Source organism: Paraburkholderia sp. DD10, from assembly GCF_049177125.1.
GTDB classification, from domain to species: domain Bacteria; phylum Pseudomonadota; class Gammaproteobacteria; order Burkholderiales; family Burkholderiaceae; genus Paraburkholderia; species Paraburkholderia terricola.
The window spans coordinates 1,804,036-1,827,189 of record NZ_CP185393.1; the positions used below are offsets into that span (position 1 = coordinate 1,804,036).

Consider the following 23,154-nt stretch of genomic DNA (forward strand, 5'->3'; position numbering starts at 1 on the left):
AAGCAGGCGCGACCCGAAGCCGCGAGCAGGCCGCCCGGCAAAGTCGTCGCCCAGGCGTCCAGGCGAAGCAGCCGAACCGAAGCGTCAGCTTTAAAAAAACAACATGACGGCGAACACATCCGCGCCCGTCGATGCGTTCGCACGCAGCGAAAAGACCCAGCGAAAAGGGAGGAAACGTCATGCCGTGGTTCATCCTGGTGCTCGTCATTGCGGCGCTCGCGCTCGTCTACGTTCAGGCGCGCGCGTCATGGTGGCTCGCCTGCATGCTCGTCTGGGTAGCGGCCGCGCAGGTCAGCGGAGCCGCGGGTCCGGCCGCGACGGTCTTGCTTGCCGTTCTGTTCGTCCTCCCCGCCCTCGTGCTGACCATCAAACCGCTGCGCCGCGCATGGCTCGCGAAGCCGCTGCTCGAGCTCTTCCGCAAGATCCTGCCGGAGATGTCGCCGACCGAGCGCGACGCGATCGAAGCCGGCACCGTCTGGTGGGACGCCGAACTGTTCTCGGGGCGCCCGCATTGGGACACGCTGCTCGGCTACGGCCCGGCCACGCTCACCGCCGAGGAGCAAGCGTTTCTCGACGTCGAATGCGAGCATTTGTGCGACCTCGCGAACGACTGGGAAACCACGATGGTGTGGCAGGACCTCTCGCCGCAAAGCTGGCAATACATCAAGGAGCGCGGCTTTCTCGGCATGATCATTCCGAGGCAGTACGGCGGCAAGCAGTTCTCCGCCTACGCGCATTCGCAGGTCATCATGAAGCTCGCCACGCGCTGCTCGGCCGCCGCCGTCTCGGTGATGGTGCCGAACTCGCTCGGCCCCGCCGAACTGCTGATGCACTACGGCACCGAAGCACAAAAGAACCACTACCTGCCGCGCCTCGCGCGCGGCGAGGACATCCCCTGCTTCGCGTTGACCAGCCCCTACGCGGGCTCGGATGCCGCGGCGATTCCCGACGTGGGCATCGTCTGCAAGGGCGCCTTCGAAGGCCGCGAAACGCTCGGTTTTCGTGTGACGTGGGACAAGCGCTATATCACGCTCGGCCCGATCGCGACCGTGCTCGGCCTCGCATTTCGCGCGCTCGATCCCGACCATCTGCTCGGCGCCGATGACGAACCCGGCATCACCTGCGCGCTGATTCCGACCCGCCACCCCGGCGTCAATATCGGCCGCCGTCACTGGCCGCTGAACGCGGTGTTCCAGAACGGCCCGAACTCGGGCAAGGACGTCTTCATTCCCATCGACTGGGTGATCGGCGGACGCGCGCAGGTCGGCAACGGCTGGCGCATGCTGATGGAATGTCTCGCGGCGGGCCGGGCGATTTCGCTGCCCTCGTCGAACGTGGGGATGGCGAAGATCGCCGTGCGCGGCACCGGCGCCTACGCCGCGATGCGCCGCCAGTTCCGCACCGCCGTCGGCAAATTCGAGGGCGTGCAGGAAGCGCTCGGCCGCATGGGCGGCAATCTGTACGTGATGGATGCCGCGCGCCGCCTGTCCGCGCAGGCGGTGGACCTCGGCGAGAAGCCCTCGGTGATTTCGGCGATCGCCAAGTATCACATCACCGAACGCGCGCGCACGGTCATCAACGACGGCATGGATGTCGTCGCCGGCAAGGGCGTTTGCATGGGGCCGTCGAACTTTCTCGCGCGCGCCTATCAGCAGGTGCCGATCTCGATCACCGTCGAAGGCGCGAACATTCTGACGCGCTGCCTGATCATCTTCGGCCAGGGGGCGATTCGCTGCCATCCGTATGTGCTGAAGGAAATGGCCGCGACGCGCGAAACGGATCGCGCCCGCGCGCTGCGCGATTTCGACGCGGCGTTCTTCGGCCATGCGGGCTTCACGCTCTCCAACGTGGTGCGCGGTTTCGTCCACGGCGTGACGGGCGGCGCGTTCATCGCGAGGCCGCGCGCGGCGCACGGTCCGCTGCTGCCGTATTACCGCGCGGCGACCCGCCTCTCGACCGTGTTCGCGTTGCTCGCCGACGTCTCCATGTTCGTGCTCGGCGCCGATCTGAAACGGCGCGAACGCATTTCCGCGCGTCTCGGCGACGTGCTCTCGCAGCTCTACCTGATCTCGGCGACGCTCAAGCGTTTCGAGGACGAAGGCCGTCAGGAAGAAGACTTGCCGCTGGTGCGCTGGGGCGTCGAGGATTCGCTGTACAAAGCGCAGCACGCGCTCGACGGCGTGCTCGCGAACTACCCGAACCGCTTCGCCGCCGGCCTCGTGCGCGCGCTGGCATTTCCATTCGGCCTGCCGTACCGCGAGCCGTCCGACCGGCTCGGCAGCGACATCGCCGAATTGATGCAGACGCCCGGCGCGGCGCGCGAACGTCTCGTGGCCGATTCGTATGTACCGCGTCCCGATGTGGATGCGCTCGGCTACGGCGAGCTGGCGTTCCAGTTGAACCCGCGCTTCATGCGGATCGAGCAGAAGCTGCGTGAAGCGGTCAAGCAAGGGCTGCTCGAACCGATGCCGCAGAGCTTCGTGCAACTGCCCGGGTGGACCGCGTCCGCCGAGCAGAAAGGCTTGCTCGACGCCGACGAGCGCCGCGTGCTCGACGACTATGCGCGTTACGGCGCGGAAGTCGTGAAGGTCGACGATTTCGCGGCCGACTTCGACATGCTCGCCGGTCTGCAACAACGCAAGGAGGCGCTCGACAAGGCGTTGGAAGCCGCAGCCTGACAAGGTTGCGAGCGTCTTGACGAGCGCCTGCAAAAAACATCCCGGCGAGGCACCCCGGATGCGTCCAACTCAGTGCACACTGACACACGTCCGACGCCCGCAAGGGGCACTTCCCGCGGCGCGCTGTCAGCGGAGCAACGACCGATATGAACGACTCTTATCTGAACTTCGTCAACTCGCCGCTCGGCGCGCGCCTCGCGCGCTCGCTCGGCTTGCCGAAGCCCGAGGTGCTGCGCCGCCATCGCGCGGACGAGCCCGAGTTCGGCGGCGTGGTGGCGATCGGCGCGGGACGTGAACCGCAGTTGCTCGATGCGCTCGCGAATCTGGTGGCGAGCATCGGCGTGACGAGCGTCGCGCATGAAAGCGCCGGGCTGTGGGTGCCGCTCGCGACTCGCCACGGCTTGATGACGGGCCGTTTCGAACCGGCGGATTCCGGCTCGCCCGGCAGGCTCGCCGCACTGCTGTTCGATGCAAGCGGCATCGACGACAGCAGCCAGCTCGAACCGCTGCACGGATTCTTCCACGACACCTTGCGCTCGCTCGGCAAGTGCGGGCGCATCGTCGTGTTGGGGCGTCCGCCGGAAAGCTGCGCGAGCCCGCGCCAATGGACCGCGCAGCGCGCGCTCGAAGGTTTCACGCGTTCGCTCGGCAAGGAAGCGCGGCGCGGCATCACCGCGAATCTCGTCTATGTCGAGCAAGGCGCGGAAAGCGGCGTCGAAACCTCGCTGCGATTCTTTCTGTCGCCGCGTTCCGCGTATGTGTCGGGCCAGGTCGTGCGCATCGGCAGCACTGCCGGCGCGGACCCGCAAGCCGCCGCACCCGCGTTCGACTGGAAAGCGCCGCTCGCGGGCCGGCGCGCGGTCGTGACGGGCGCCGCGCGCGGCATCGGCGCGTCGATTGCGAGCGTGCTGGCCGCCGAGGGCGCGCATGTGATCGGCATCGACATTCCCGCCGCGCGCGACGCGCTCGATCTGACCATGCGTCAGTTGAGCGGCACGGCCCTCGCCTTCGACATCGCAGCGCCCGAAGCGCCCGCGCAAATCGCGGCGGCGCTCGACGAACAGGGTGTGGATATCGTCGTGCACAACGCCGGCATCACCCGCGACAAAACCATCGCGAAGATGACCGCCTCCGTGTGGCAAAGCGTGATCGACATCAACCTGTGCGCGCAGGAACGGATCGACGACGCGCTGCTCGCCGCCGGCATCGTGCGAGACGACGGGCGCATCATCGGCGTGTCGTCGATCAGCGGCATCGCGGGCAATCTCGGGCAAACCAATTACGCGACCTCGAAGGCCGGCGTGATCGGCCGCGTGCAAGGCATGGCGCCGCATCTTCGCGCACGCGGCATCACGATCAACGCGGTCGCGCCGGGCTTCATCGAAACGCAGATGACCGCCAGGATGCCGTTCACGCTGCGCGAGGCCGGCCGCCGCATGAACGCGATGAGCCAGGGCGGCCAGCCGGTCGACGTCGCGCAAACCATCGCATGGCTCGCGCATCCGGGCTCGGCGGGCATCACCGGCCAGGTCGTGCGCGTGTGCGGACAAAGCCTGATTGGAGCGTGACCATGCGTGAGCCGGGTGATCCGTTCGGGGGCGGTCTTACCGTGAGCGCGGCGCGCCCGAAAACCGTGGTCGTCGAACCCTTGCCCGCGCCGGCCAAGCTCTATGCGCGCGCGTTGACCGGCATCGTCAAGCGCGCTCGGGCCACGCAACTGCCCGCGCTGCGCCTCGTGCGCCCCGCCGTCGCGCTCGACCCCGGGCCGATCTGGCGTTACGCGCGCGTGTGCGGCTTCATCCCCGAGCACGGCGTACCGCTCACCTATCCGCATCTGCTTGCGTTTCCGTTGCATCTGCTGATGCTGACCGACCCGGCGTTTCCCTGGCCCGCGCTCGGCCTCGTGCATCTGGCCAATCATGTGCGGCTGCGCCGGCCGCTCGCGTACAAGGACGTATTGCGCGTCGAGGTGGAATTCGGCGCGCTGCTGCGGCACGACAAGGGCCAGGCGTTCGTGCTGCATACGCGCATGTATCGCCGCGGCGAAGCGGTGTGGGACGGCGACAGCGTCTATCTGAAACGCGGCGTGCCGGCGACCGGCAATCCGCTCGATCCGCTCGAACTCGGCCCCGCCGCGCTGGAGCGCATCGCGCGCTGGCAACTCGCGCCGCAACTCGGCCGCGACTATGCGGGCGTGTCCGGCGACTACAACCCGATTCACCTCACCGCGCTATCCGCGAAGGCGTTCGGCTTTCCGCGCGCGATCGCGCACGGCATGTGGACGCTCGCGCGCGCGGCCTCCGCGCTGCAACCGCCGAAGCCGCTCGCCGAGGCCACGCTGAGCGCCGAATTCAAGGTGCCGATGCTGCTGCCGGGCGAAGCGTCGCTGTGGAGCGCGTCGCCCTCGCTGATCGAACGCGACATCGAGGTGCGGGATATCGCCGGAGACAAACCGCATTTGCGCGGCCGCATGCAGTGGCGGCTGCAATGACGCACGCAGGCGTGCGCGGGATTTCATCCATGCATGGAATTCGCGCCGCCGCGAATCGTTGTTGAATCAGGACGCCTTGAACCGATCGCCGTTCGCATCATCGAACCACCCGGGCACGACCCAAAGGAGCCGAGCATGTCCAACCCGCTGCCAGCCGTGCGCCGCGTCGCCATCGTGGGGGCCAACCGGATTCCGTTCGCCCGCTCGAACACCGCTTACGCGAGCGCGTCGAATCAGGACATGCTGACCTTCACGCTGCAAGGCCTGGTCGACCGCTACGACCTGCATGGCGAACGTCTGGGCGAAGTCGCGGCGGGCGCGGTCATCAAGCATTCGCGCGACTTCAATCTGACGCGCGAGTCCGTGCTGTCCACCACGCTTGCGAAGGAAACGCCCGCCTACGACGTGCAGCAGGCCTGCGGCACGGGACTCGAAGCAGCGATTCTGGTCGCTAACAAGATCGCGCTCGGGCAGATCGACGCGGGCATCGCGGGCGGTGTCGACACGACCTCCGATGCGCCGATCGCCGTCAACGAACGGATGCGCCAGATCCTGCTCGAAGCGAATCGCGGCAAGAGCGCCGGGCAGCGCATCGGCGCGCTGGCGAAGCTGCGTCCCGGCATGTTTTTCAAGCCGCTGCTGCCGCGCAACGGCGAGCCGCGCACCCGGCTTTCGATGGGCGAGCATTGCGAACTGATGGCCAAACGCTGGAACATCTCGCGCGAAGCCCAGGACGTGCTTGCTTACGAGAGTCACCGCAAGCTCAGCGACGCGTATGCGCGCGGCTTCGTCAACGATCTGATGACGCCGTACCGGGGCCTCGCGCGCGACAACAATCTGCGCCCTGACCTGACGCTCGAAAAACTCAGCGGCCTGAAGCCGGCATTCGACCGCGACGCCGGCACGCTCACCGCGGGCAACTCCACGCCGCTCACCGACGGCGCCTCGGCCGTGCTGCTCGCGAGCGATGAATGGGCCGCGCAACACGGCTTGCCGGTGCTCGCCTATCTGAGCTGGTCGGAGACCGCCGCGGTCGACTATTTCGACAAGCAGGAAGGGCTGCTGATGGCGCCCGCCTACGCGGTGCCGCGCATGCTGGCGCGCGCCGGGCTCCGGTTGCAGGACTTCGATCTGTACGAAATCCACGAAGCGTTCGCGGCGCAGGTGTTGTGCACGCTCGCGGCGTGGCAGGATGATGAATATTGCCGCACGCAGCTCGGTTTGCCGGGTCCGCTCGGCGCGATCGACCGGACGAAACTGAACGTGAACGGCGGTTCGCTCGCCACGGGTCATCCGTTTGCCGCGACGGGCGGGCGCATCGTCGCCGGCCTGGCGAAAATGCTCGCGCAACTCGACAAGCCGGCCGGCGCCGCGCGCGGGCTGATCTCGATCTGCGCGGCGGGCGGCCAGGGTGTGGTGGCGATTCTCGAACGCTGAGCGTCGCTCCGTTTCAACCTTGTTTTAGCACTTGTTTCACCGCATGTTTTCGCTTCGAACGCTATCACGAGATTTGCCTTGATTGCTTCAATGACTGGCCGCGAGACCAGCACACGAATAGACGAAGCCACCGCTTCAGGAGACGACCGATGACCCAGCCCAACCCAGCCCCGCCCTCGACGCCGACCAAGTCCGCGTCATCGGCCAACGCGGCGAGCGAGGTTCCCCCTCAGGCGCCGAATCCGGCATCGGCCAACGCGCCCGCCCAGGCGCCCAACACCGACGGCATCTGGTACGCGTCCTACCCCGCCGACGTGCCGCACGAAATCGACGTCACGCAATACGAGTCGCTCGTGCAGTTCTTCGACGAATGCATCGCGAAGTTCCGCGAGCGCGTGGCGTATGTGAGCGTGGGCGCGAGCCTGACCTACGGCGAACTCGGCCGCAAGGCGACCGCGTTCGCCGCGTATCTGCAAAGTATCGGCGTGAAGCCGGGCGAGCGCGTCGCGATCATGCTGCCGAATACGTTCCAGTATCCGGTGTCGCTGTTCGGCGTGTTGAAGGCCGGCGCGGTGGTGGTGAACGTGAATCCGCTCTACACGGTGCGCGAGCTCGCGCATCAACTGAAGGACAGCGGCGCGCAAACCATCGTCGTGTTCGAGAACTTCGCGAAGGTGGTCGAGGAGGCGCTGCCGGGCACGAAGGTGCGGAACGTCATCGTGACGGGTCTCGGCGATCTGCTCGCCGACGGGCTGAATCTGAAGGGACGTCTGCTCAATTTCATGCTGCGTCACGTGAAAAAGATGGTGCCCGCGTATAACCTGCCGAAAGCGGTGCCGCTGCTCGAAGCGCTCGCGATCGGCTACTCGCGGCCCTTGACGCCCGTGCGCCCCACGCATGACGACATCGCCTTCCTGCAATACACCGGCGGCACGACCGGCGTCGCCAAGGGCGCGATGCTCACGCACAGGAACATCGTCGCCAATCTGCTGCAGGCGAAGGCGTGGGCCGAGGGGCAATTGAGCGGCGACGCGGAAACGGTGCTCACGCCGCTGCCGCTCTATCACATCTATTCGCTCACCGTGAACGCGCTGATTTTCATGGGACTCGGCGGGCGCAACATCCTGATCGCCAATCCGCGCGACATGAAGCGCGTGATGATGATCATCCGTCACGAGAAGTTCACCGGCATGACGGCGGTGAACACGCTCTACAACGCGTTCCTCGAAAACGAGGAGTTTCGCCAGCGCGATTTCTCCAACCTGAAGCTCGCGATGGCGGGCGGCATGGCGACGCAAAAGTCGGTGGCCGAGCGCTTCAAGGCGGTGACGGGCAAACCGATCATCGAAGGCTACGGGCTCACCGAATGCTCGCCGATCGTCTCGATGAATCCCGTCGACCTCATCCATCTGCGCGACTTCGAAGGTTCGATCGGCTTGCCCGCGCCCTCCACCCAGGTGCGCTTCAGGAAGGACGACGGCACGTGGGCGAACATCGGCGAAGCGGGCGAATTGTGCGTGAAGGGTCCGCAGGTGATGAAAGGCTACTGGAACCGCCCGGAAGAAACCGCGAGGACGATCGACAGCGACGGCTGGCTCGCCACCGGCGACATCGGCGTGATGGATTCGCGCGGCTACATTCGTCTGATCGACCGGAAGAAAGACATGATCCTGGTGTCGGGCTTCAACGTCTATCCGAACGAGATCGAAGACGTGATCGCGGCGCATCCCGACGTGCGCGAAGTCGCGGCGATCGGCGTGCCCGACGCGGCGCAAGGCGAGCGGGTGAAGGTGTTCATCGTCAAACGCAACCCGTCGTTGACCGAGGAACAGGTGATCGCCCATTGCCGCAAGAATCTGACGGGCTACAAGATACCGAAGCAGGTGGAGTTCCGCGATGAGTTGCCGCAAACCAACGTCGGCAAGATTCTGCGCCGCGCGCTGCGAGACGAGGAACTCGCGAAGCAAAAACCTGCCTGACAGGTAAGGCGCTGCTTGCACAAGCTTCATGCACATTGGCGCTCTATTCGTGGAGAGAGACTCGTGAAGCAGAGTATGTCCGTGAGCTTGCGCCGATTGAGCAACATGCGTTCATGGCGGCCGTTGCTTGCCGGCTTGTCGCGGCAATGTTTGCTCGGCGCGCTGGGGGCCTGCCTCGCGGCGTTGGCCATGCCGCCGGCCCTCGCGCAAAACGACGACACGCCGCCCCCGCTGGAAACCGCGAGCGCCGTCAAGGCGCCGGCCACGCCGGCTTCGCAGGTCGGCAAGCTCACGCTGGATCAGCAGGTCAAATGGCTGCGCGCCGCGCAACAAAGCGGCGCGCTCGCAGCGCTTGACGACGCGCAACTGGTCGCGCTGTTCCAGTCGCTCGATCCGCTCGCGTTGCCGCGCTACATCAAGGCGGGGCCGAACGGCTATGCGTCCTACGAGTTCACGATGTCGCGCTCGGAACGCATTCGCGGTCAATGGCCCGATAAGCCCGATCACATGCTCGTGCGCCTCGCGCGCGACCCGCTGCGAATCTACGCGAAGTGGCTGCCCGACGGCGCGCACGCGGGCCAGGAGATCATCTACGACGAGTCCAAACGCGCCGACGAAATGTATGGGCACCTCGGCGGCATGCTGAACGTCATGCCGCTGTGGACCTCGCTGAACGGCGCCCTCGCCCGTTCGCAATCGAATCATCACGTGCGCGATCTCGGCACCGAGTACATCGCCAGGCAGTACCTTGCCGAGGGCAAGAAATACATCGAGGCCGGCTTGCCGCGCTCGGTTCAGCTCGAAGTCAAAACGATCGAAGGCGTGCGCGTGGTGGCCTTCACGTTCGAAACGCCGATCGGCCAGCCGCGCTTCTACGCGAAGAAAGAGACGCTCGGGCTCGATCTGCGGCATCCGTATTTCCGCAGCGTCGAGTCTTACGACAACGACGGCAAGATCTTCGAACGAATCGTTTTCGAAACCATCACGCCGAAGACTTTCGACGACTCGACCTTCGATCCGAAGAACAAGGCGTACAAGTTCTAGCGGATCGCGCGCGGGGCCAGCACGAATGCGACGTGGGGTGCTTGCGCGCCGCCTGCCCGATGGTCTACCCGTTGGTCCACATCACGCCCCGCGCTCTGTTCATGGCTGTGCTCCACCATCTGCCCGGCGCGCACGGCGAGTTCCTTGAGCACGAAGTAATCCGACGCGCGCGTGAGGCCGATCAGCGATGCGGGCGCCGGCGCGAGCGTGCGGCTGAGAAGCGGCGCCAGTGTCGTGTACCAGAGCGCGCCGATGTCGTCGCCGGTGTCGAACGCGGGCAGCTTCATGCGCGCGGCGTATGCGGCGAACGCGGGGCCGCACGCCAGCGTCGAATCGACCACCGCCAGCGTGTTGATGCGCGCGGCCGCCTGCGCGAGCCACGGCCATGCGCCACCCGCCGTGGTGGACAGCCATGCGCCTGTCAATACGAACGTGCGTCGGTCCATTGTTCGATCCGCTTGCCGTTTCAGGCCGCGCGTGCGTTGTGCCACGCGCGGACGCGCCTCACGTATAACCGCGCCGGTCGCGCCACGCCGCCGGCCAGATGCCCTGCTTGCCGGGCGCGAGAATGCCGTTCGGGTCGAGCGCGTCCTTGATCGTTTCCGAGAGCCGCAGCAACGCGCCGTCGTTGAAACTGTACTGCGCCGCGGCCAGATCCATGTACGCGAGATGCGCGCGATATTCGCCGTAGCCGGCCGCGCGCGCGTCGCTCATCAGCGAGCGCAGCAGCAAGCCGGCCTGCTCGACCTGGCTGGCGTCGTCGCGGTCGAAGATCGCCGCGAAAATATGATGCAGATGACGCACGCCCGCCGTGAAGCCGCCGTAGTAATCGAAGCCGTATTCCGCGGCGCGCGCCTTGACCATCGTGTATTGGCGCAGCGCGTCGCGGCCGGTCGCCGGACAGATCGGCGCGAAGTCCACATGCGCGCCCGCGCCGCCGCGCCAGTCGAGCATGCGAAACGCGCTCATCGCCGGAATGCCGGCGAGGTTGCGATCGCCGCCCGCGGTGGGCTCGGCGTCGCCCGCGTAACGCGCGGCGAAGAGCCTTGCCTGCGGCACGCGAGCGAACGCGCGCTGCACGATCGCATAGCGCGCGTCGATCAGTTCGGGCGTGCCGTACAGCGCGAAATGCAGGTTCCAGCGGCCGACGTTCAGCTTCTCCAGCATCGCCGTCACCGCGCTCTCGGGCATCGCGCCCTTGCCCTCGTACCAGTGCGCGCGCGCCGACAATCCGGCGGCACGGCGCACGCCGCCCTCGATCACCGCGTGATTGCGGATCGTGTCATCGAGCCGCAAGGGCCGCAGGATGTCCACGATCGCTTCGAGATCCGCTTCGTGGCGAAACTGGATCTCGCCGAGCAGATACGCGGGCGGCGCGGGCATCAGCCAGACGCCCAGCTTGGTGACGATGCCGTAGTTCGACTGCATGAACATCGCGTCGAACGACGGCCCATAGCCCGGCTGATACAACTGCCATGCCGTGCCGATGTCGATCCCGCCCATGCCGGTGCGCAACACGTCGCCGTTGGCGAGCACCACTTCCATGCCGCATTGCGTCGCCGCGTGATCGCCGTAAGCGGTGTAACCGAAGCCGCGCTCGAGCGTATTGCCGACCACGCTGCCCCAACCCGCCGCCGGCGGATCGACCCACAGCCTGTAGCCCTTCTCGCGCAGATGCACGTGCAGCTCGAAGTAGCTGACGCCCGGCTCCACCAGCGCGTAGGCCAGCGTCTCGTTCACCTCGATGATGCGGTTCATCCGCTGCAGATCGAGCACCACCGAACCCGGCAGCCGTGGCGCGGCGCCGCCATAGGCGAAGTTGCGTCCGGTCGAGACCGTCCACAACGGAATGCGGGATTCGTTGGCGATCCGTAGCACCGCGCGAATCTCGTCGACGGAGGCGGGCAACACCGCGGCGCTCGCCGAAAACGCGGCGGGCTCGCCAGGCGCGAACGGATCGAGATACGCGGCAAGTCCGGCCGCGGAGCTCACCACCTGCGCTTCGCCGACGATCGCGCGCCAGCCGGCGAGCGCGCGGTCGAACTGAGCGGCGGAGACGTTCGGCGGCAGGCTGCGGGTCAAGGTGTGTCCCTCGTGAGATGTCGACGATGCATTGGCGTGCGCCTCACTGCCACGCCTCCGGCTTGCCGCCGAGCGCGCTGCATACCTCGACGGCGATCGAGCGCAGCTTGCCTTCCGCGATCGGCCCGGACAACGCGTAGCCCATGCCGTCGTTGACCCAGTAGAAGGTGCGCCGGTTGCCGTCGCGCAACAGGCGGAACGCGGTTTCGTCGCGCGCGCTGCCGGTCACGTACAGCGTGAGCCGCGCGCCGCTCTGATTCTCGTACATGAATTGCGCGGCCGGTCCCGCTTCGCCGGGCAACAGACGCCCGCCCACCAGCGAATAGCCGTACTCCTGCAACGACGGCACCGAGAGCGGCCGGTTCAGGCGTTTGGACAGCCAGCTAATCAGATGTTCTTCCTCGCTCGCGGCCACTTCCACCGGATGACGCCGCTCCGGCGTGTACACCGCGTAGGCGATATCGGCGCGCTCGGCGAAGCTCGGCGGCTGCCCGCCCAAGCCGCTCCACGCGCCGCCCGTCAGGCGCGGCGCGAGCGGCCCCAAGGCAAGCGCAAGCCCCGCGCCGGCCGCGAGCCAGCATGCCGCGATGCCGGCGCGCTGCCACCACGGCGCAGGCCGGCGCACCACGATGAAGGCCGGCTCGTCGGCCTCGTTGCGCTCTTGGCGCGCGTCGGCTTCGCTGTGCCGCGGCGCGCCGCACAGCGCCCGCAACGCGGCTTTCTGCGCGCGCCACGCGGCCACGCGCGCGGCGGCCTGCGGGTGCTCCCGCAGTTGCGCCTCGACCGCGGCACGCTCCGCGTCCGGCAATTCGCCGTCGATAAACGCCGACAGCGCTCGCAGATCGAGCCCGCCGGGCAAGCTGGAATCGTGGTCGTCGTTATTCATCACGGATTTCTCACTACTTTTAACGGCGCGCTCTTACGCGCCGTTCCCGCGGCCGCCCCGTCGGCCGGCCCCACCGTCAGCAACACGCGCATGTGCTCGCGCGCGCGCGAAAGACGCGACATCACCGTGCCGATCGGCACGCCGAGCGCCTTCGACGCTTCCTGATAAGACAGTTCCTCCACGCACACCAGCAACAGCACTTCACGCTGCTCGACCGGCAGGCAATACAGCGCGCGCTGCAGATCGCGCAGCACCAGACCGTCGACTTCGCCATGCGGCGCTTCGAGATTGCGCCACGGCGCGCTTTCGTCGTCGACGGCGATCTCGCGGCGGCCGCGCAACTGATCGATATACAGATGCCGCAGGATCGTCAGAAGCCAGGCGCGCAGATTGCTGTCGGGCCGGAACGCCGACCAGCGCGCGAGCGCGCGCTCCGCCGTGTCCTGCACGAGGTCGTCGGCCCACGCGCGGTCGCCCGTCAGTGCGCGCGCATAGCGGCGCAACTGCGGGAGCCACGCAACCACTTCCGCTTCGAAGCTCACCCGGCGCGCAAACGCTCAGTAGCCGCCGCTACTGCTGCCGCCGCTGGTGCTCGACGCGCTGTTGTCCGCCGTCGTGCACGCGCTCGTCGCGAGCGTGCCGAGTGCGAGCGCCATCATCACGAAGAGGGTGGAAAAAATGCGGGATGCGTTCATATGAGTCTCCTGATGAGCGCCCGGCTCGAGGCGGGCGCGTGAAGGGAGTGTGGGCCGCCGGCTGCAATCCGTCCGATTGCGTGCGGGATGCGAAATGCGTTATGCGTTATGTGCGATGTAACGCCGCCATGCCTGACTTAACGCTGGCACGTGGTGATTTATTCCGCGCGAACGTCACGCCGGCTATCTTTTTCCGCCACACCTATTCCGCCGGCCCGCGCATGGCGGAAGAAAGCGCGATTCGTCGGCAGATTCGTAACTCAACGTTACAGTCAATAGTTATCAGGTGCTTCCCTGCGCACAAGCCGTTATAGTGGTCGCAGTTCGCCCGCCGACGCGTTCCACCCTCATACAGGGTAGAATCGCGGCGAACAACCGTCTTTCTAACCTGAATTGTCCATGGCTTCCGCAGAATCGCATCCGCAAAACGACTTCATGAACGCTGCGCGCAAAGAACGAAAGCGCGTCGAGATCTATCTGGTCAACGGCATTCGCCTGACCGGGTGCATCGAGTCGTTCGATCAGTATCTGGTGATGCTGCGCACGCCTGTCGGCCTGCAAGGCATCTACAAGCGCGCGATCTCGACGATCCAGCTCGACACCGGCACGCGTCCGGCACCGCGCGCGGGGCGGCCTTCGCACGGCGAGCACACCACGCGTGGTCCGCATGGATCGCGCGAACCACGCGATCATCGTGAGCCGCGCGAACCGCGTGAACCGCGCGAGTCGTATGGCGCGCCGTCTTCGGAGCGTTCGTCGTCCGAGCGCGGCAACAGCACGTCCGACGGCCCCGTGGTCGTCACGCGCCGTCGGCGTCTGTTCGGCACCGGCGGCGACGGTAATCACGGCGGCGGCAATCATGGTGGTAACGGCGGCAATGGTGGGAACGGCGGTAACGGCGCCAACGAATAAACGGCCGCCGCGGCGGCCCGCTAGTCCGCCGGATGACCGAGCCGCTGCAAGATCTTCTCCAGACGCATCACCTGTCGTTCCGTCAACTCAAATCCGCTTTTAACCGCCAGCACGCGGCGCCGCCAGTAACCGGCGCTCAGCATGCGCAGCGCCGGTTGTCTCGTTGCCCACTCCAGGTGTTCCAACTCAGCTTCCACGACGTGTGACGCGTTAAAGCGCCGCGTGCGTGCGGGGTCCTTTCGATTCATGCTGTTCGCTGCCTTGTCGTTCGCTGGTCCTTTCCTGCTCCCTTCCCGACTGGACAACCCCGGGTTCACGGCATGCGGCGGATGTATAGGTCTTCCCGCTCTGCTTTCCCGCGACACTCGGAGAACGAGTCAATGCAGCATGCTTTTAACTCGCCGCGACTCGCTTTGCGTTATGCTGAAATCATTGACTCGCGTCCAACGGAGCATGTCATGACCAGGCAGAAACAGCCCGTACCCCGCAATCCCATGAAAGCGCGGCCGTCCGCCGAGCCGGTTCAGTCCGCCGAGAGCCGGCTTGACGAAGCACTCGAGGAAAGCTTTCCCGCCAGCGATCCGATCGCCGTCGATATGACGGATCCGCATCACGTGTCGGTGAAAGAGGTGTCGTCGGCGGGCAAGAAGCGGCATTAGAGTCGGCGAGTCGGCGAGTCGCCGCCTCTCGCGCACAGCGTGTGCGCGCTGGCGAGACGAGCACGAACCCGGAAGATGATCCGCCGTAAGTTGAGGGGAATTATTCGGAGCCGCAGCGGAAAACCAGCGGCTCACGCTCACGCGCTATCGTTCATCCGGCAAACCTGCCGCGCCGATTCGTTGTGGGATGTGTGCCGCGGAAAACAGCGGCGGTAGCCGCTTATGGACCCGCGATTCGAGCGCGGCTAGAAACAGCCCGCGCGAAGTGCATCCGCGGTGACTCGAGCGGCGGCGATCGATGCCGCCGCCTTACCTCTGGCAGCCTTCAAACCATCGCGCTCAGTGCGAGGGCAAGCCGCTTTCCAATTGACGTTGCAGATCGCGCACCTGGCGTTGCGCGGCGCGCAGTTGCTCCTGCGCGGCGGCCTTTTGCTGCGCGAGCGCCGTTGCTTCGGCGCGGGTCTGCTGTTGCTGGCTCGCGACGATGGTCTGCTGCCGGTGCGCCACGTCGAGGTCGGCTTGCAGGCGGTTCGCGCGGTCTTGCGACAATGCGATCATCCGGTCCGTGAACGCCTTCTGCGCCTCGAGTTGCGTGCGGCGAATCTCGACGTCCGACAGTTGCAGCGTCTGACGCACGAAATCCTTGTAGATCATGTCGGCGCGCGTCGCGTCCTGCGTCTTGATGACGCGCCAGAAATTCTTCTGCTGGAACAAGGCTACGTAGTACGTCATCTCCTTGCCGTGAAACAGCAAGCTCGCGCCGTAACTGCCGTTGTATGTCGTGCGCAATTCGCTCACGTCCGAGCCACGGATCATCTGCTGCAATTCCGCAACGTTCCCCGCGGCGGATTGCTTCGCTTCGTCCGGCGTCAGCGCGGTGGTCTGCGCTTGTCCAGACTGAGCAGGCTGGTCAGCCTGTGCGGTGCCCGGCTGGGAAACGACGCCAGCGCTCGCGCCGTTATCCGTCATCGCCTGCGCGGCGACGCCTTGCACGGCCCCCATCGTGACCAGTGCGGCCAAGGCAATCTGTCGTAGTTTCGACTTGTGGTCCATGTAAATCCTGCTTAAACAGTTTTTGTTTTAGTACAACCGTCTCATTATTACTCAGTTTCGCGTGTTTCGGGCTCTTCGTCAAAAATTTGGTACTTGCGCATTTTTCCCCACAACATCTTGCGGCTGATGCCCAGATTGAGCGCTGTATCCTGGCGGCGCCAGCCGTTGCGTCGAGCGGCGCAAGCACGCGGTTGGGCTCCGCCATGTCCCATTTGCCGCGGTCCACCCACGCTTGCGCGGCGCTTTCGGCCGGCACCGGCTGGCTTGCGCTCGCAAGCGCGGGCGATGCAATTGCAGGCCGACTACATCAGTGTGCAATCGGGTTACGTGCGCCTGAGAGTTTCAATGTGGCGAAGGCGTTCGATATTCCGAGGGCGTCGAATCCGACGACTCGAACGTTCCGGACTTGGCGGGTCATCAATCCGGCGTCGATCGACTTCGTGCGTACAGGTGCAAGCTTTTCGCTAACCAACGAGTGGCCGCTGAAAATCGGCACCGCCATCGCACTCACCGGTCAATACAGCGCGGTCCCGCTCGCGACCTTTGAACAGATGTCGTTCGGCGCGCAGCGTTTTGCGCAAGGCCATCAACCGGGCGAAGCGTCAGGCGATTCCGATTGGGAGCGATGTTCGCAGGCAACCGTTCGTTCACGCCGAGCTTCACGTATCGGTGCACATTCACGCCCTATGTTTCGTTCGACACGGCGCGTGTCGGTGTGCATGCGAGTACCACTTCGCGGTCGAGGCTTGCGTCGATTGCGCTCGGTTTAAGGATCTCGGACGCGAAGTACTACAGCCTGGGATCTTGCAGTGGCCAAAGCGATCGGCGACGCGTCTTTGGAAGGCGCATCGCGCAGCCCGCGCATCAACGCGACCTTCTCGTACCAACTGAATCGATGCGCACGGCGCGGCGTGCTGATTAGAGGTTCCACTATCAAACGACGCACGCGCTTTCACGTATTCTGCGCAAACGCTCTCGACCGGCGGCGTGCAAGCCGCGAGTCGCGAGTTGCAAGTGGCAAGTCAATACCCCTGAAGCAAAAACCCAAGCGCCATATCAGGCATCACGGCGGCGAGTGACTCAAGTCCGCCCGAGATGCCAATCACGCCGCGCGCTCATGATCGCGCCGTCTTTTATCAAGGAGGAAGACAATGACGCAGTTCACCCAACGCACCCGTGCAATCGCGCTTCGCGCAGCCAGGCATGCGGCGCTCGCCGGCGTACTGCTCGCCGGCGCCGTCACGGCAATGGCGCAGACCGACAGCCCGGTCGGCACCTGGCAAACCATCGACGATCACACCGGTCAGCCCAAAGCGCTCGTGCAGATCGCTCAGGACGGCGACGGTTCGCTCAACGGCAAGGTGATCAAGGGACTAGGCCCGAACGACCAGCCGGGTCGCCGGTGCACCGCATGCACGGACGCGCGCAAGGATCAGCCGATTCTCGGCATGACGATCATCAACGATATGAAAAAGGACGGCGACGGCTGGGACCACGGCCAGATTCTCGATCCGGAAAACGGCAAGGTCTACAAGTGCAAGATGCACCTGGAAGATGGCGGGAACAAGTTGGTGGTGCGCGGCTATATCGGCGTTTCGCTGCTGGGCCGCTCGCAGACCTGGGTACGTCAGCAATAGCCCACGGACAATCCAGGCGCCGACGCCTGATCGCCTGTTAAGACGGATTGGCAGCCAGTTGGACGTTGGAGCCGCCTACGTGCCGCAGCCCCGATAGAAAAGAAAACGGCCGACGATCATTATCGTTCGGCCGTTTTTTGTGCCTGAAATCGGCTAGGTATAGTTGTCATGCAGCGTGCTTGAAGGGCGACGCATACGCGAACGGCGAGGACGGCTGTGGTTTGGACGGTGCCGGACTGTACCCCGCGGGGGCCGCAATCTGGGTCGTAGCCTCTTGTGCTTCAACGCTCTTCTGTTCCGCGCTCGCGTGGGTACGCATGCGGGCTTCCATCAAATTGCAGAGTTCTTCGCTTGCCGCGCCGAACAGTTGCTCCATTACACGCTTGAGCACGCCGGATTCGTGCCAGGCCTTGAAGCGGCGATGACAGGTTTGATACGACGGGTACTTGCGCGGCATGGCCGACCAGGTAGCGCCACTCCGTCTGGCGCGGGTTACAGCTTCCCGCGCCCTCCTGTATTACCCACAGCTTTCGACGCCGAAAGGCGCTGCAATCGGTCTCTGTACCAAATCTGTACCAATTGGAGACCGTATGGCCACGATTACGAAACGAGAAGACATGCGGCATGAGCGTCGCTGGCAGGCCCGAGTGCGGCGCACCGGCTTCCCAACGCAGACCAAGTCATTTCCGACGAAGTCAGCAGCCGAGGCATGGGCACGCGACGTTGAGGTCGAGTACGACAAGGGCCACGCCATCGACCAACGCGACGCCCGCGAGATGATGCTCGGCGATGCGTTGCGGCGTTATCTCGCTGAGGTCACTCCACTGCACAAGGGCGCTGAGACTGAGGGCTACCGCATCCGCCAGCTACTCACGCATCCGATCTGCGGCTACTCTCTGGCGAACCTCACCCGCACCGCTGTCACCGGCTATCGGGAAGAGCGTCTGCGGACTGTTAGCGGCTCGTCGGCCCGGAAGGAGATGCAGCTACTCGCCCTCGTCATCGACCACGCACGGCGCGACTGGGGCGTGTACCTCGCTGAGAATCCACTGCGGTCGGTCCGGCTACCGAAGGAGAACGCCGCACGCGAGCGGCGCCTACATCCCGGTGAGGAGGCCATCCTGTTGACCAAGTGCCGCGCTGCCAGAGCGCCCTATCTGGAGCACGCAGTCATCGTCGCCATTGAGACGGGCATGAGGCAGTCCGAGATGCTGGCTCTTACGTGGGATCGCATCGACTTGGATAAGCGCGTGGCTAGGCTCACGGACACGAAGAACGGGGACGCTCGCGCAGTGCCGCTTACCCGGCGCGCTGTCGCATCCCTAGAGGCCATGAAGCAGGTACGCGTGTACGAGTGGACGAAGCACACGACGGAAGGCCCGTTCCACTGGGTCGGGGCGACGGTTATCCGCCATGCCTTCATGCGGGCCAGAAACAAGGCCGGGATGCCCGATCTGCGATTCCACGATCTGCGCCATGAAGCCACGTCGCGGCTGTTCGAGAAGGGATTGAACACGATGGAAGTTGCTTCGATCACAGGGCACAAGACACTCGCGATGCTGCGGCGGTACTCGCACCTGTCGATGGATCACCTGCTCGCCAAGCTCGCCTGAGGTTCGCACGGCTCGCGTCGGCTTCACCTCGCTCGGCTGACGCCCGTGCGCAACAGATGGCATTTACACTCCCTGCCGCTTGCCGAAGCCGGGTCAGTGAAGGAACAACTTCACGACCGTAGCAATGCCGATCACGAGCGCACAGGCCGCGCCGAACAGGGCCGCGCCGTAGGTGACGGGTATCCAGTGGTTCTCGCGATTCGTCTTATAAACGTCGGCCAAGAGCTTGCTGATCTCGACGCGCATCTTCTCGATCTCGACTTCCATCTTGATTGTGTCCACGGTCGGCCCCCGTCAGCGAAGTGTCTCGTGAGAGCATTCTACGCCGTGAGATTCGGCACGACAGCGGCTCCATCTACCGGCCCTGTCCGACCCTACAGCGTTAGCTTGAGAGCCTTGCCTGCCTTCAGTAGCTCGCCTGACGGGAACAAGCAGCAGATGAGAGATACCTATCATGGCATACTGCTCGCTCCTGAGGAACGGCGGCCCTGATCGCCCAGTACCTGTGATTCCGTTATGGAGGTACAGGTATGGGCAGCATCCAATTGCGCGACGACAATCGCGGCGCAGCCATGTATCAAGCGAGGATTCGGATAAAGGGTTTTCCGACTCTGTCGCGCACATTTCTGACCCGTGCCGAAGCAGAGGCGTGGGTTCATGAGCAAGAAGGGCTGATGCGAGCCCGGAGACACGCTGCTAAGAAGGAAGCCGAGCGGCTTCGAATAGCGACCGAATGCGCGCCCGAGTACCACACGCTGGGCGACCTGATGCGTCGCTACCTTAGTGCTGTCACGCCGCATAAACGCTCCGCAGCACAAGAAACACTGCGACTGAAGGGACTGCTAAAGCACGAAATCGCAGACTGCCCTCTCATTGGCCTTAATCCACAACGGGTGGCGGAGTGGCGTGATGCCCGTCTACAGACGGTTAGCGGCTCGACCGTCAAACGCGACATGACCGTGCTTGCGCACGTCCTGAAAATCGCAACTGATGAATGGGGCGAATCTTTCGCGCAGAACCCCTTCCGCCTTGTACGCCGCCCCAAAGAGTCCTCTCCTCGAAACAGACGGCTCAACGCCGGAGAAGAACCGGCTTTACTCGCCGCATGCGATGAAGCCAGAGCGCCATACTTGCGACCTGTGGTTGAACTCGCGCTAGAGACAGCGATGAGACAGTCAGAGATAGTCGGGCTTGAATGGGAAAACATCAACCTAGCCGGTCGCGCTGCGCTCCTTCCCATGACGAAGAATGGCACGTCACGCGGTGTGCCCCTGTCGTCCCGCGCCATCGAGATTCTTGAAGGGACGGCCGCCAGTCGTGACATCGCAGGCAACCGGATCGGCTTTGTGTTCTCAGGAGTGACCGCCGAAGCGGTAAAGCGCTCGTTCATCCGCGCTGTCAGACGTGCAAAATTGGCAGACCTCCGCTTCCACGACCTGAGACATGAAGCCACATCCCGGTTCTTCGAGCGTAAACTGACGGTTCCCGAAGTCGCCCGGATCACCGGGCATAAGACGTGGACAATGCTTGAACGGTACACCCATCTGCAACTGGAGGATGTGGCCCGACGTCTAGACGGGCCGATAGACGGCGCAATCAACGCAGGGGCAATTGAACACCTGACCGATGAACTACGGCGACTAATCGAGCGTGCGATCCGACATACCCCGACGCCCCCCCCGTCCTGACGACACAGCTACGGACAAGCGCGTACGCGCTACCGTTCAGTCAACGGACCAGCCCGCCCGTCGCATGATCTCGACTAGCTCCGGATTTGCCATGCCTAGCTCGAACAGTCGAGCTTTCGGAACCGTACGCAAATCCGGCGTCTCGATGTGCAATCTAGGGCAATGTACCGCCAGCCTGCCGGTCGGATACACCTGTGCCGACCAGTCGCCCGCATCAATGCAGTAAGACTCGCCAGCGGTCTCCCTGCGCTTGGCGTCCAGGATAGCCGCGTGGCCGTCCCGAGAGCGTACCGACAGCCACCCCTTCGCCAGCCGATTCCTGTAGTCCAGCACAATCGGTCGCATCGCCTGTTTGCATGACCAGCATCCGCAATCGAACACACGGCGCTTGACGCTGCTACACCGTTCGCATGGCTTGCCGATGAAATACGTACCGCCTGCAATCAGCGCGTCAATCCGCTGCGGATAATGCGTCTGCGCCCGTAACGCCTGCTCGAAAACCGTATCAGCCCGCGCCGCGTCCCTGTGCCTGCGTGTCAGCTTCTTGGCGAATGGCGATAGATGCCACGCCCCGCCCTGCAATCCCTTCTTGTAACCTGTTGGGCCTGCCACTATCGCCACTCCCGATCAAGCGTTAAAGGCTCCCGGTACCCACTGCGCCCGGTCAAAGACTCTGCGAATGGTGCGTTCGTCATTCTGCACTCGCCTCGAATTCGTCTGTGTCACCGTAGGGATTGGCGTACACGTCGATCTTGGTCAGCGCGCCGTCGTGCCCATCGACGTAAGCGCCGCCCCTCTTCGCCGGTTGCAAGATTTCGGCATGCCACGCGGTCTGACGCTCCGCCCACACGTCTAACCAGCGCGCCGCATCCGCTGCCGTTTCCCGGTCGCCCGATTGCGAGCGGAGGTAATGCGCCATGTCCCAGAATCCAGCGGTGGACTTCTTCGCGGGGCTCAACTCGTGCCACCAAATTCGCGCCAGCGCGATCAATCCTGATGCGTCCGTCGGCACCGGCTCGATGCGTGACGGCGCGGCCTGCGCTGCGCGCTGGAGTGCATTCCGGCGAGCCAGCGAGTCAGGATCGGCATTCGCAAGCGCCATCTCGTCAGCGGCCTGGAATTCACCAATCGACACAGCACGCATGCGCAGCAGCACCGTCAGGCTAACCAAATCACCGGCGATTTTTACGCAGAAGTCCTGCCACGCGTTGCCAGTGCAAGTCGCACGCGGTCGCAGCATGTAAGACAGCTTGGACCTGTCGATCCGCACACCGTCTGCATAGAATTCAGTGTTGCCCGCGAATGGAATCTCAGCCGACTTCCTGATCCCGGCCACGGCGCGCTTGATGTCGGTTCCTAGCTGCACGTTGGAGCCGTCATAACCTGCATCGGTCAGTTTGCGTGACACGACGGTGCGAACCCGATTCGGCAGTTTGCGCGACAAGCGCTGTTTATCGAACGCGACGCCTAGCTTCTGACCGACAAGCATGCAAAGCGTGGCGTTGTCCTTTGAAGCCAACTCCGGCGACTCAATCAGCAATTCCGTCAACACGAACTGCCAATTCTCGGAACCATCCAGCAACTTCACAAACTGCCGGACCTTGATCCTCGTACCTTTGTCGGCTGCTGACTCACGCTCGATGCGCCCCGCTTCTACGAGATTGGCGGCAGCGATTGCCGCGACCCATTTATCGCCCTCGCTACCGGCTGCGGCTTGCTCAATCACCGATCGAGAATTCCACGATTGCTCCATAAACCTCCTACGATCAAAATGCCTAAATTGACTCAGCTAAACAGATAACCACTGCACATTTTTTGGGGCTACCCCTAAAACACGGGTAGTTACCGTAAATGAAAGGGGTATGCCCGCAGTCACCCAGTACAGGTGGGCAGGTCGCGCTTCATACAGACAACTCTCGCACTGCCATGCGTGCCAGCTTCTGCTGCTCGCGCATCCAAGCCTGCAGCTCGGCGCGAAACAGATCAGCCACCCTCTCAGGCGTCGGCGCCTGCATCCGGCTTACACGGCGCTTCAACCGAGCAAGTTCCTGCGTTAACTCTCTGCCAATGCGAGCGGTTGCTCGATGCTCGCCTTCGGCCATCGACTCAATACAAAATTCCAATGCAATCTCCTCTCGGTTGAGACAACACCCGGCCCGATGCTGGATGCTGTCAGAACCGGGCACCGTCGTTACTCCGCGCAATGCCTCGGACTGCTTATTACCGTCACGACCTCGGCTTAACGTGGCAACAGGGTTAAAGATCGTGCGTTCCTGCGTTCCTCAGTCGGTCTGAGCCCG

At 64.4% G+C, this 23,154-nt stretch carries 22 protein-coding genes and 2 pseudogenes; 11 read left to right on the forward strand and 13 right to left on the reverse strand.

All coding sequences use genetic code 11. The annotated features are described in order from the left end of the window. The first annotated feature begins 179 nt into the window (after positions 1 to 179). The 6 genes from ACOCG7_RS23360 (at position 180) to ACOCG7_RS23385 (ending at position 9,629) form a co-directional block, all read left to right on the forward strand. On the forward strand, positions 180 to 2,678 hold the full coding sequence (locus ACOCG7_RS23360) for an acyl-CoA dehydrogenase (RefSeq protein WP_083083899.1): 2,499 nt from the start codon (positions 180 to 182) through the stop codon (positions 2,676 to 2,678). A gap of 146 nt (positions 2,679 to 2,824) precedes the next feature. Next, the gene (locus ACOCG7_RS23365; RefSeq protein WP_244744947.1) at positions 2,825 to 4,246 is read left to right on the forward strand and encodes a 3-oxoacyl-ACP reductase; all 1,422 of its coding nucleotides are present in this window, start codon (positions 2,825 to 2,827) and stop codon (positions 4,244 to 4,246) included. 2 nt (positions 4,247 to 4,248) lie between these two features. Further along, entirely contained in the window at positions 4,249 to 5,169 is a 921-nt protein-coding gene (locus ACOCG7_RS23370) for a MaoC/PaaZ C-terminal domain-containing protein (RefSeq protein ID WP_083083901.1), read from the forward strand. 135 nt (positions 5,170 to 5,304) lie between these two features. Further along, positions 5,305 to 6,606, forward strand: a complete 1,302-nt coding sequence (locus ACOCG7_RS23375; RefSeq protein WP_083083902.1) for an acetyl-CoA C-acetyltransferase — start codon at positions 5,305 to 5,307, stop codon at positions 6,604 to 6,606. A gap of 149 nt (positions 6,607 to 6,755) precedes the next feature. After that, complete coding sequence (locus tag ACOCG7_RS23380) at positions 6,756 to 8,585, forward strand: AMP-binding protein (protein WP_083083903.1); 1,830 nt, start codon at positions 6,756 to 6,758, stop codon at positions 8,583 to 8,585. Between the two features lie 105 nt (positions 8,586 to 8,690). After that, positions 8,691 to 9,629, forward strand: a complete 939-nt coding sequence (locus ACOCG7_RS23385) for a DUF1571 domain-containing protein (protein WP_143326639.1) — start codon at positions 8,691 to 8,693, stop codon at positions 9,627 to 9,629. On the opposite strand, the gene ACOCG7_RS23390 is transcribed toward ACOCG7_RS23385, so the two are convergent. Genes ACOCG7_RS23390 through ACOCG7_RS23410 form a run of 5 tightly spaced genes read right to left on the reverse strand, consistent with a single transcriptional unit; the run spans position 9,626 to position 13,292 of the window. Next, positions 9,626 to 10,075, reverse strand: coding sequence for a hypothetical protein (locus ACOCG7_RS23390; protein ID WP_083083905.1), 450 nt, complete (start codon positions 10,073 to 10,075; stop codon positions 9,626 to 9,628). The two genes, ACOCG7_RS23385 and ACOCG7_RS23390, sit on opposite strands and share 4 nt — an antisense overlap. Before the next feature lie 58 nt (positions 10,076 to 10,133). Continuing rightward, positions 10,134 to 11,711: an FAD-binding oxidoreductase gene (locus ACOCG7_RS23395; RefSeq protein ID WP_083083906.1), complete on the reverse strand. Its 1,578-nt coding sequence runs from the start codon at positions 11,709 to 11,711 to the stop codon at positions 10,134 to 10,136. A 43-nt stretch (positions 11,712 to 11,754) separates the two neighbouring features. Next, positions 11,755 to 12,597, reverse strand: a complete 843-nt coding sequence (locus ACOCG7_RS23400; RefSeq protein WP_083083907.1) for an anti-sigma factor family protein — start codon at positions 12,595 to 12,597, stop codon at positions 11,755 to 11,757. After that, positions 12,597 to 13,139, reverse strand: a complete 543-nt coding sequence (locus ACOCG7_RS23405; protein WP_083083908.1) for an RNA polymerase sigma factor — start codon at positions 13,137 to 13,139, stop codon at positions 12,597 to 12,599. The genes ACOCG7_RS23400 and ACOCG7_RS23405 overlap by 1 nt, the downstream gene beginning before the upstream one ends. A 15-nt stretch (positions 13,140 to 13,154) precedes the next feature. After that, complete coding sequence (locus tag ACOCG7_RS23410) at positions 13,155 to 13,292, reverse strand: hypothetical protein (protein ID WP_167363286.1); 138 nt, start codon at positions 13,290 to 13,292, stop codon at positions 13,155 to 13,157. A 399-nt stretch (positions 13,293 to 13,691) separates the two neighbouring features. Between ACOCG7_RS23410 and hfq the strand changes: the two genes are divergently transcribed. Continuing rightward, positions 13,692 to 14,204 carry an RNA chaperone Hfq gene (hfq, locus tag ACOCG7_RS23415; protein ID WP_083083909.1) on the forward strand — a complete coding sequence of 171 codons (513 nt, stop codon included), beginning with the start codon at positions 13,692 to 13,694 and terminating at the stop codon, positions 14,202 to 14,204. 20 nt (positions 14,205 to 14,224) lie between these two features. Here hfq and ACOCG7_RS23420 read toward each other — a convergent pair whose 3' ends face one another. After that, positions 14,225 to 14,452 (reverse strand): hypothetical protein, encoded by a 228-nt coding sequence (locus ACOCG7_RS23420; protein ID WP_073429882.1) that lies wholly within the window; start codon positions 14,450 to 14,452, stop codon positions 14,225 to 14,227. Positions 14,453 to 14,662: 210 nt separating this feature from the next. On the opposite strand from ACOCG7_RS23420, the gene ACOCG7_RS23425 reads away from it, so the two are divergent. Further along, on the forward strand, positions 14,663 to 14,863 hold the full coding sequence (locus tag ACOCG7_RS23425; protein ID WP_083084329.1) for a hypothetical protein: 201 nt from the start codon (positions 14,663 to 14,665) through the stop codon (positions 14,861 to 14,863). 339 nt (positions 14,864 to 15,202) lie between these two features. On the opposite strand, the gene ACOCG7_RS23430 is transcribed toward ACOCG7_RS23425, so the two are convergent. Both ACOCG7_RS23430 and ACOCG7_RS23435 read right to left on the reverse strand, forming a co-directional pair. Then, the gene (locus ACOCG7_RS23430) at positions 15,203 to 15,916 is read right to left on the reverse strand and encodes a DUF2968 domain-containing protein (protein ID WP_083083910.1); all 714 of its coding nucleotides are present in this window, start codon (positions 15,914 to 15,916) and stop codon (positions 15,203 to 15,205) included. Positions 15,917 to 15,963: 47 nt separating this feature from the next. Further along, positions 15,964 to 16,187 (reverse strand): annotated as a pseudogene (locus ACOCG7_RS23435) (helix-turn-helix domain-containing protein); the annotation flags it as partial. An 880-nt stretch (positions 16,188 to 17,067) separates the two neighbouring features. Between ACOCG7_RS23435 and ACOCG7_RS23440 the strand changes: the two are divergent. Continuing rightward, a complete protein-coding gene (locus tag ACOCG7_RS23440) occupies positions 17,068 to 17,553 on the forward strand; it encodes a DUF2147 domain-containing protein (protein ID WP_083083911.1) in 486 nt (161 codons plus the stop codon). Positions 17,554 to 17,719: 166 nt separating this feature from the next. On the opposite strand, the pseudogene ACOCG7_RS23445 reads toward ACOCG7_RS23440, so the two are convergent. Continuing rightward, positions 17,720 to 18,055, reverse strand: a pseudogene (locus ACOCG7_RS23445) (transposase); the annotation flags it as partial. A gap of 88 nt (positions 18,056 to 18,143) precedes the next feature. Here ACOCG7_RS23445 and ACOCG7_RS23450 point away from each other — a divergent pair. Further along, entirely contained in the window at positions 18,144 to 19,166 is a 1,023-nt protein-coding gene (locus ACOCG7_RS23450; RefSeq protein ID WP_421380219.1) for a site-specific integrase, read from the forward strand. Positions 19,167 to 19,259: 93 nt separating this feature from the next. Here ACOCG7_RS23450 and ACOCG7_RS23455 read toward each other — a convergent pair whose 3' ends face one another. Further along, positions 19,260 to 19,448, reverse strand: coding sequence for a hypothetical protein (locus ACOCG7_RS23455; protein ID WP_421380222.1), 189 nt, complete (start codon positions 19,446 to 19,448; stop codon positions 19,260 to 19,262). A gap of 248 nt (positions 19,449 to 19,696) precedes the next feature. On the opposite strand from ACOCG7_RS23455, the gene ACOCG7_RS23460 reads away from it, so the two are divergent. Then, positions 19,697 to 20,854 carry an integrase gene (locus tag ACOCG7_RS23460; protein WP_421380225.1) on the forward strand — a complete coding sequence of 386 codons (1,158 nt, stop codon included), beginning with the start codon at positions 19,697 to 19,699 and terminating at the stop codon, positions 20,852 to 20,854. Between the two features lie 36 nt (positions 20,855 to 20,890). Here the strand turns inward: ACOCG7_RS23460 and ACOCG7_RS23465 are convergent, their stop codons facing one another. From ACOCG7_RS23465 to ACOCG7_RS23475, 3 genes are all read right to left on the reverse strand, one after another. Continuing rightward, positions 20,891 to 21,466, reverse strand: coding sequence for a hypothetical protein (locus ACOCG7_RS23465; RefSeq protein ID WP_421380228.1), 576 nt, complete (start codon positions 21,464 to 21,466; stop codon positions 20,891 to 20,893). Between the two features lie 79 nt (positions 21,467 to 21,545). Further along, positions 21,546 to 22,607, reverse strand: coding sequence for a hypothetical protein (locus ACOCG7_RS23470; RefSeq protein ID WP_421380231.1), 1,062 nt, complete (start codon positions 22,605 to 22,607; stop codon positions 21,546 to 21,548). Between the two features lie 148 nt (positions 22,608 to 22,755). Further along, complete coding sequence (locus ACOCG7_RS23475) at positions 22,756 to 22,977, reverse strand: hypothetical protein (protein WP_421380234.1); 222 nt, start codon at positions 22,975 to 22,977, stop codon at positions 22,756 to 22,758. Positions 22,978 to 23,154: the final 177 nt, after the last annotated feature.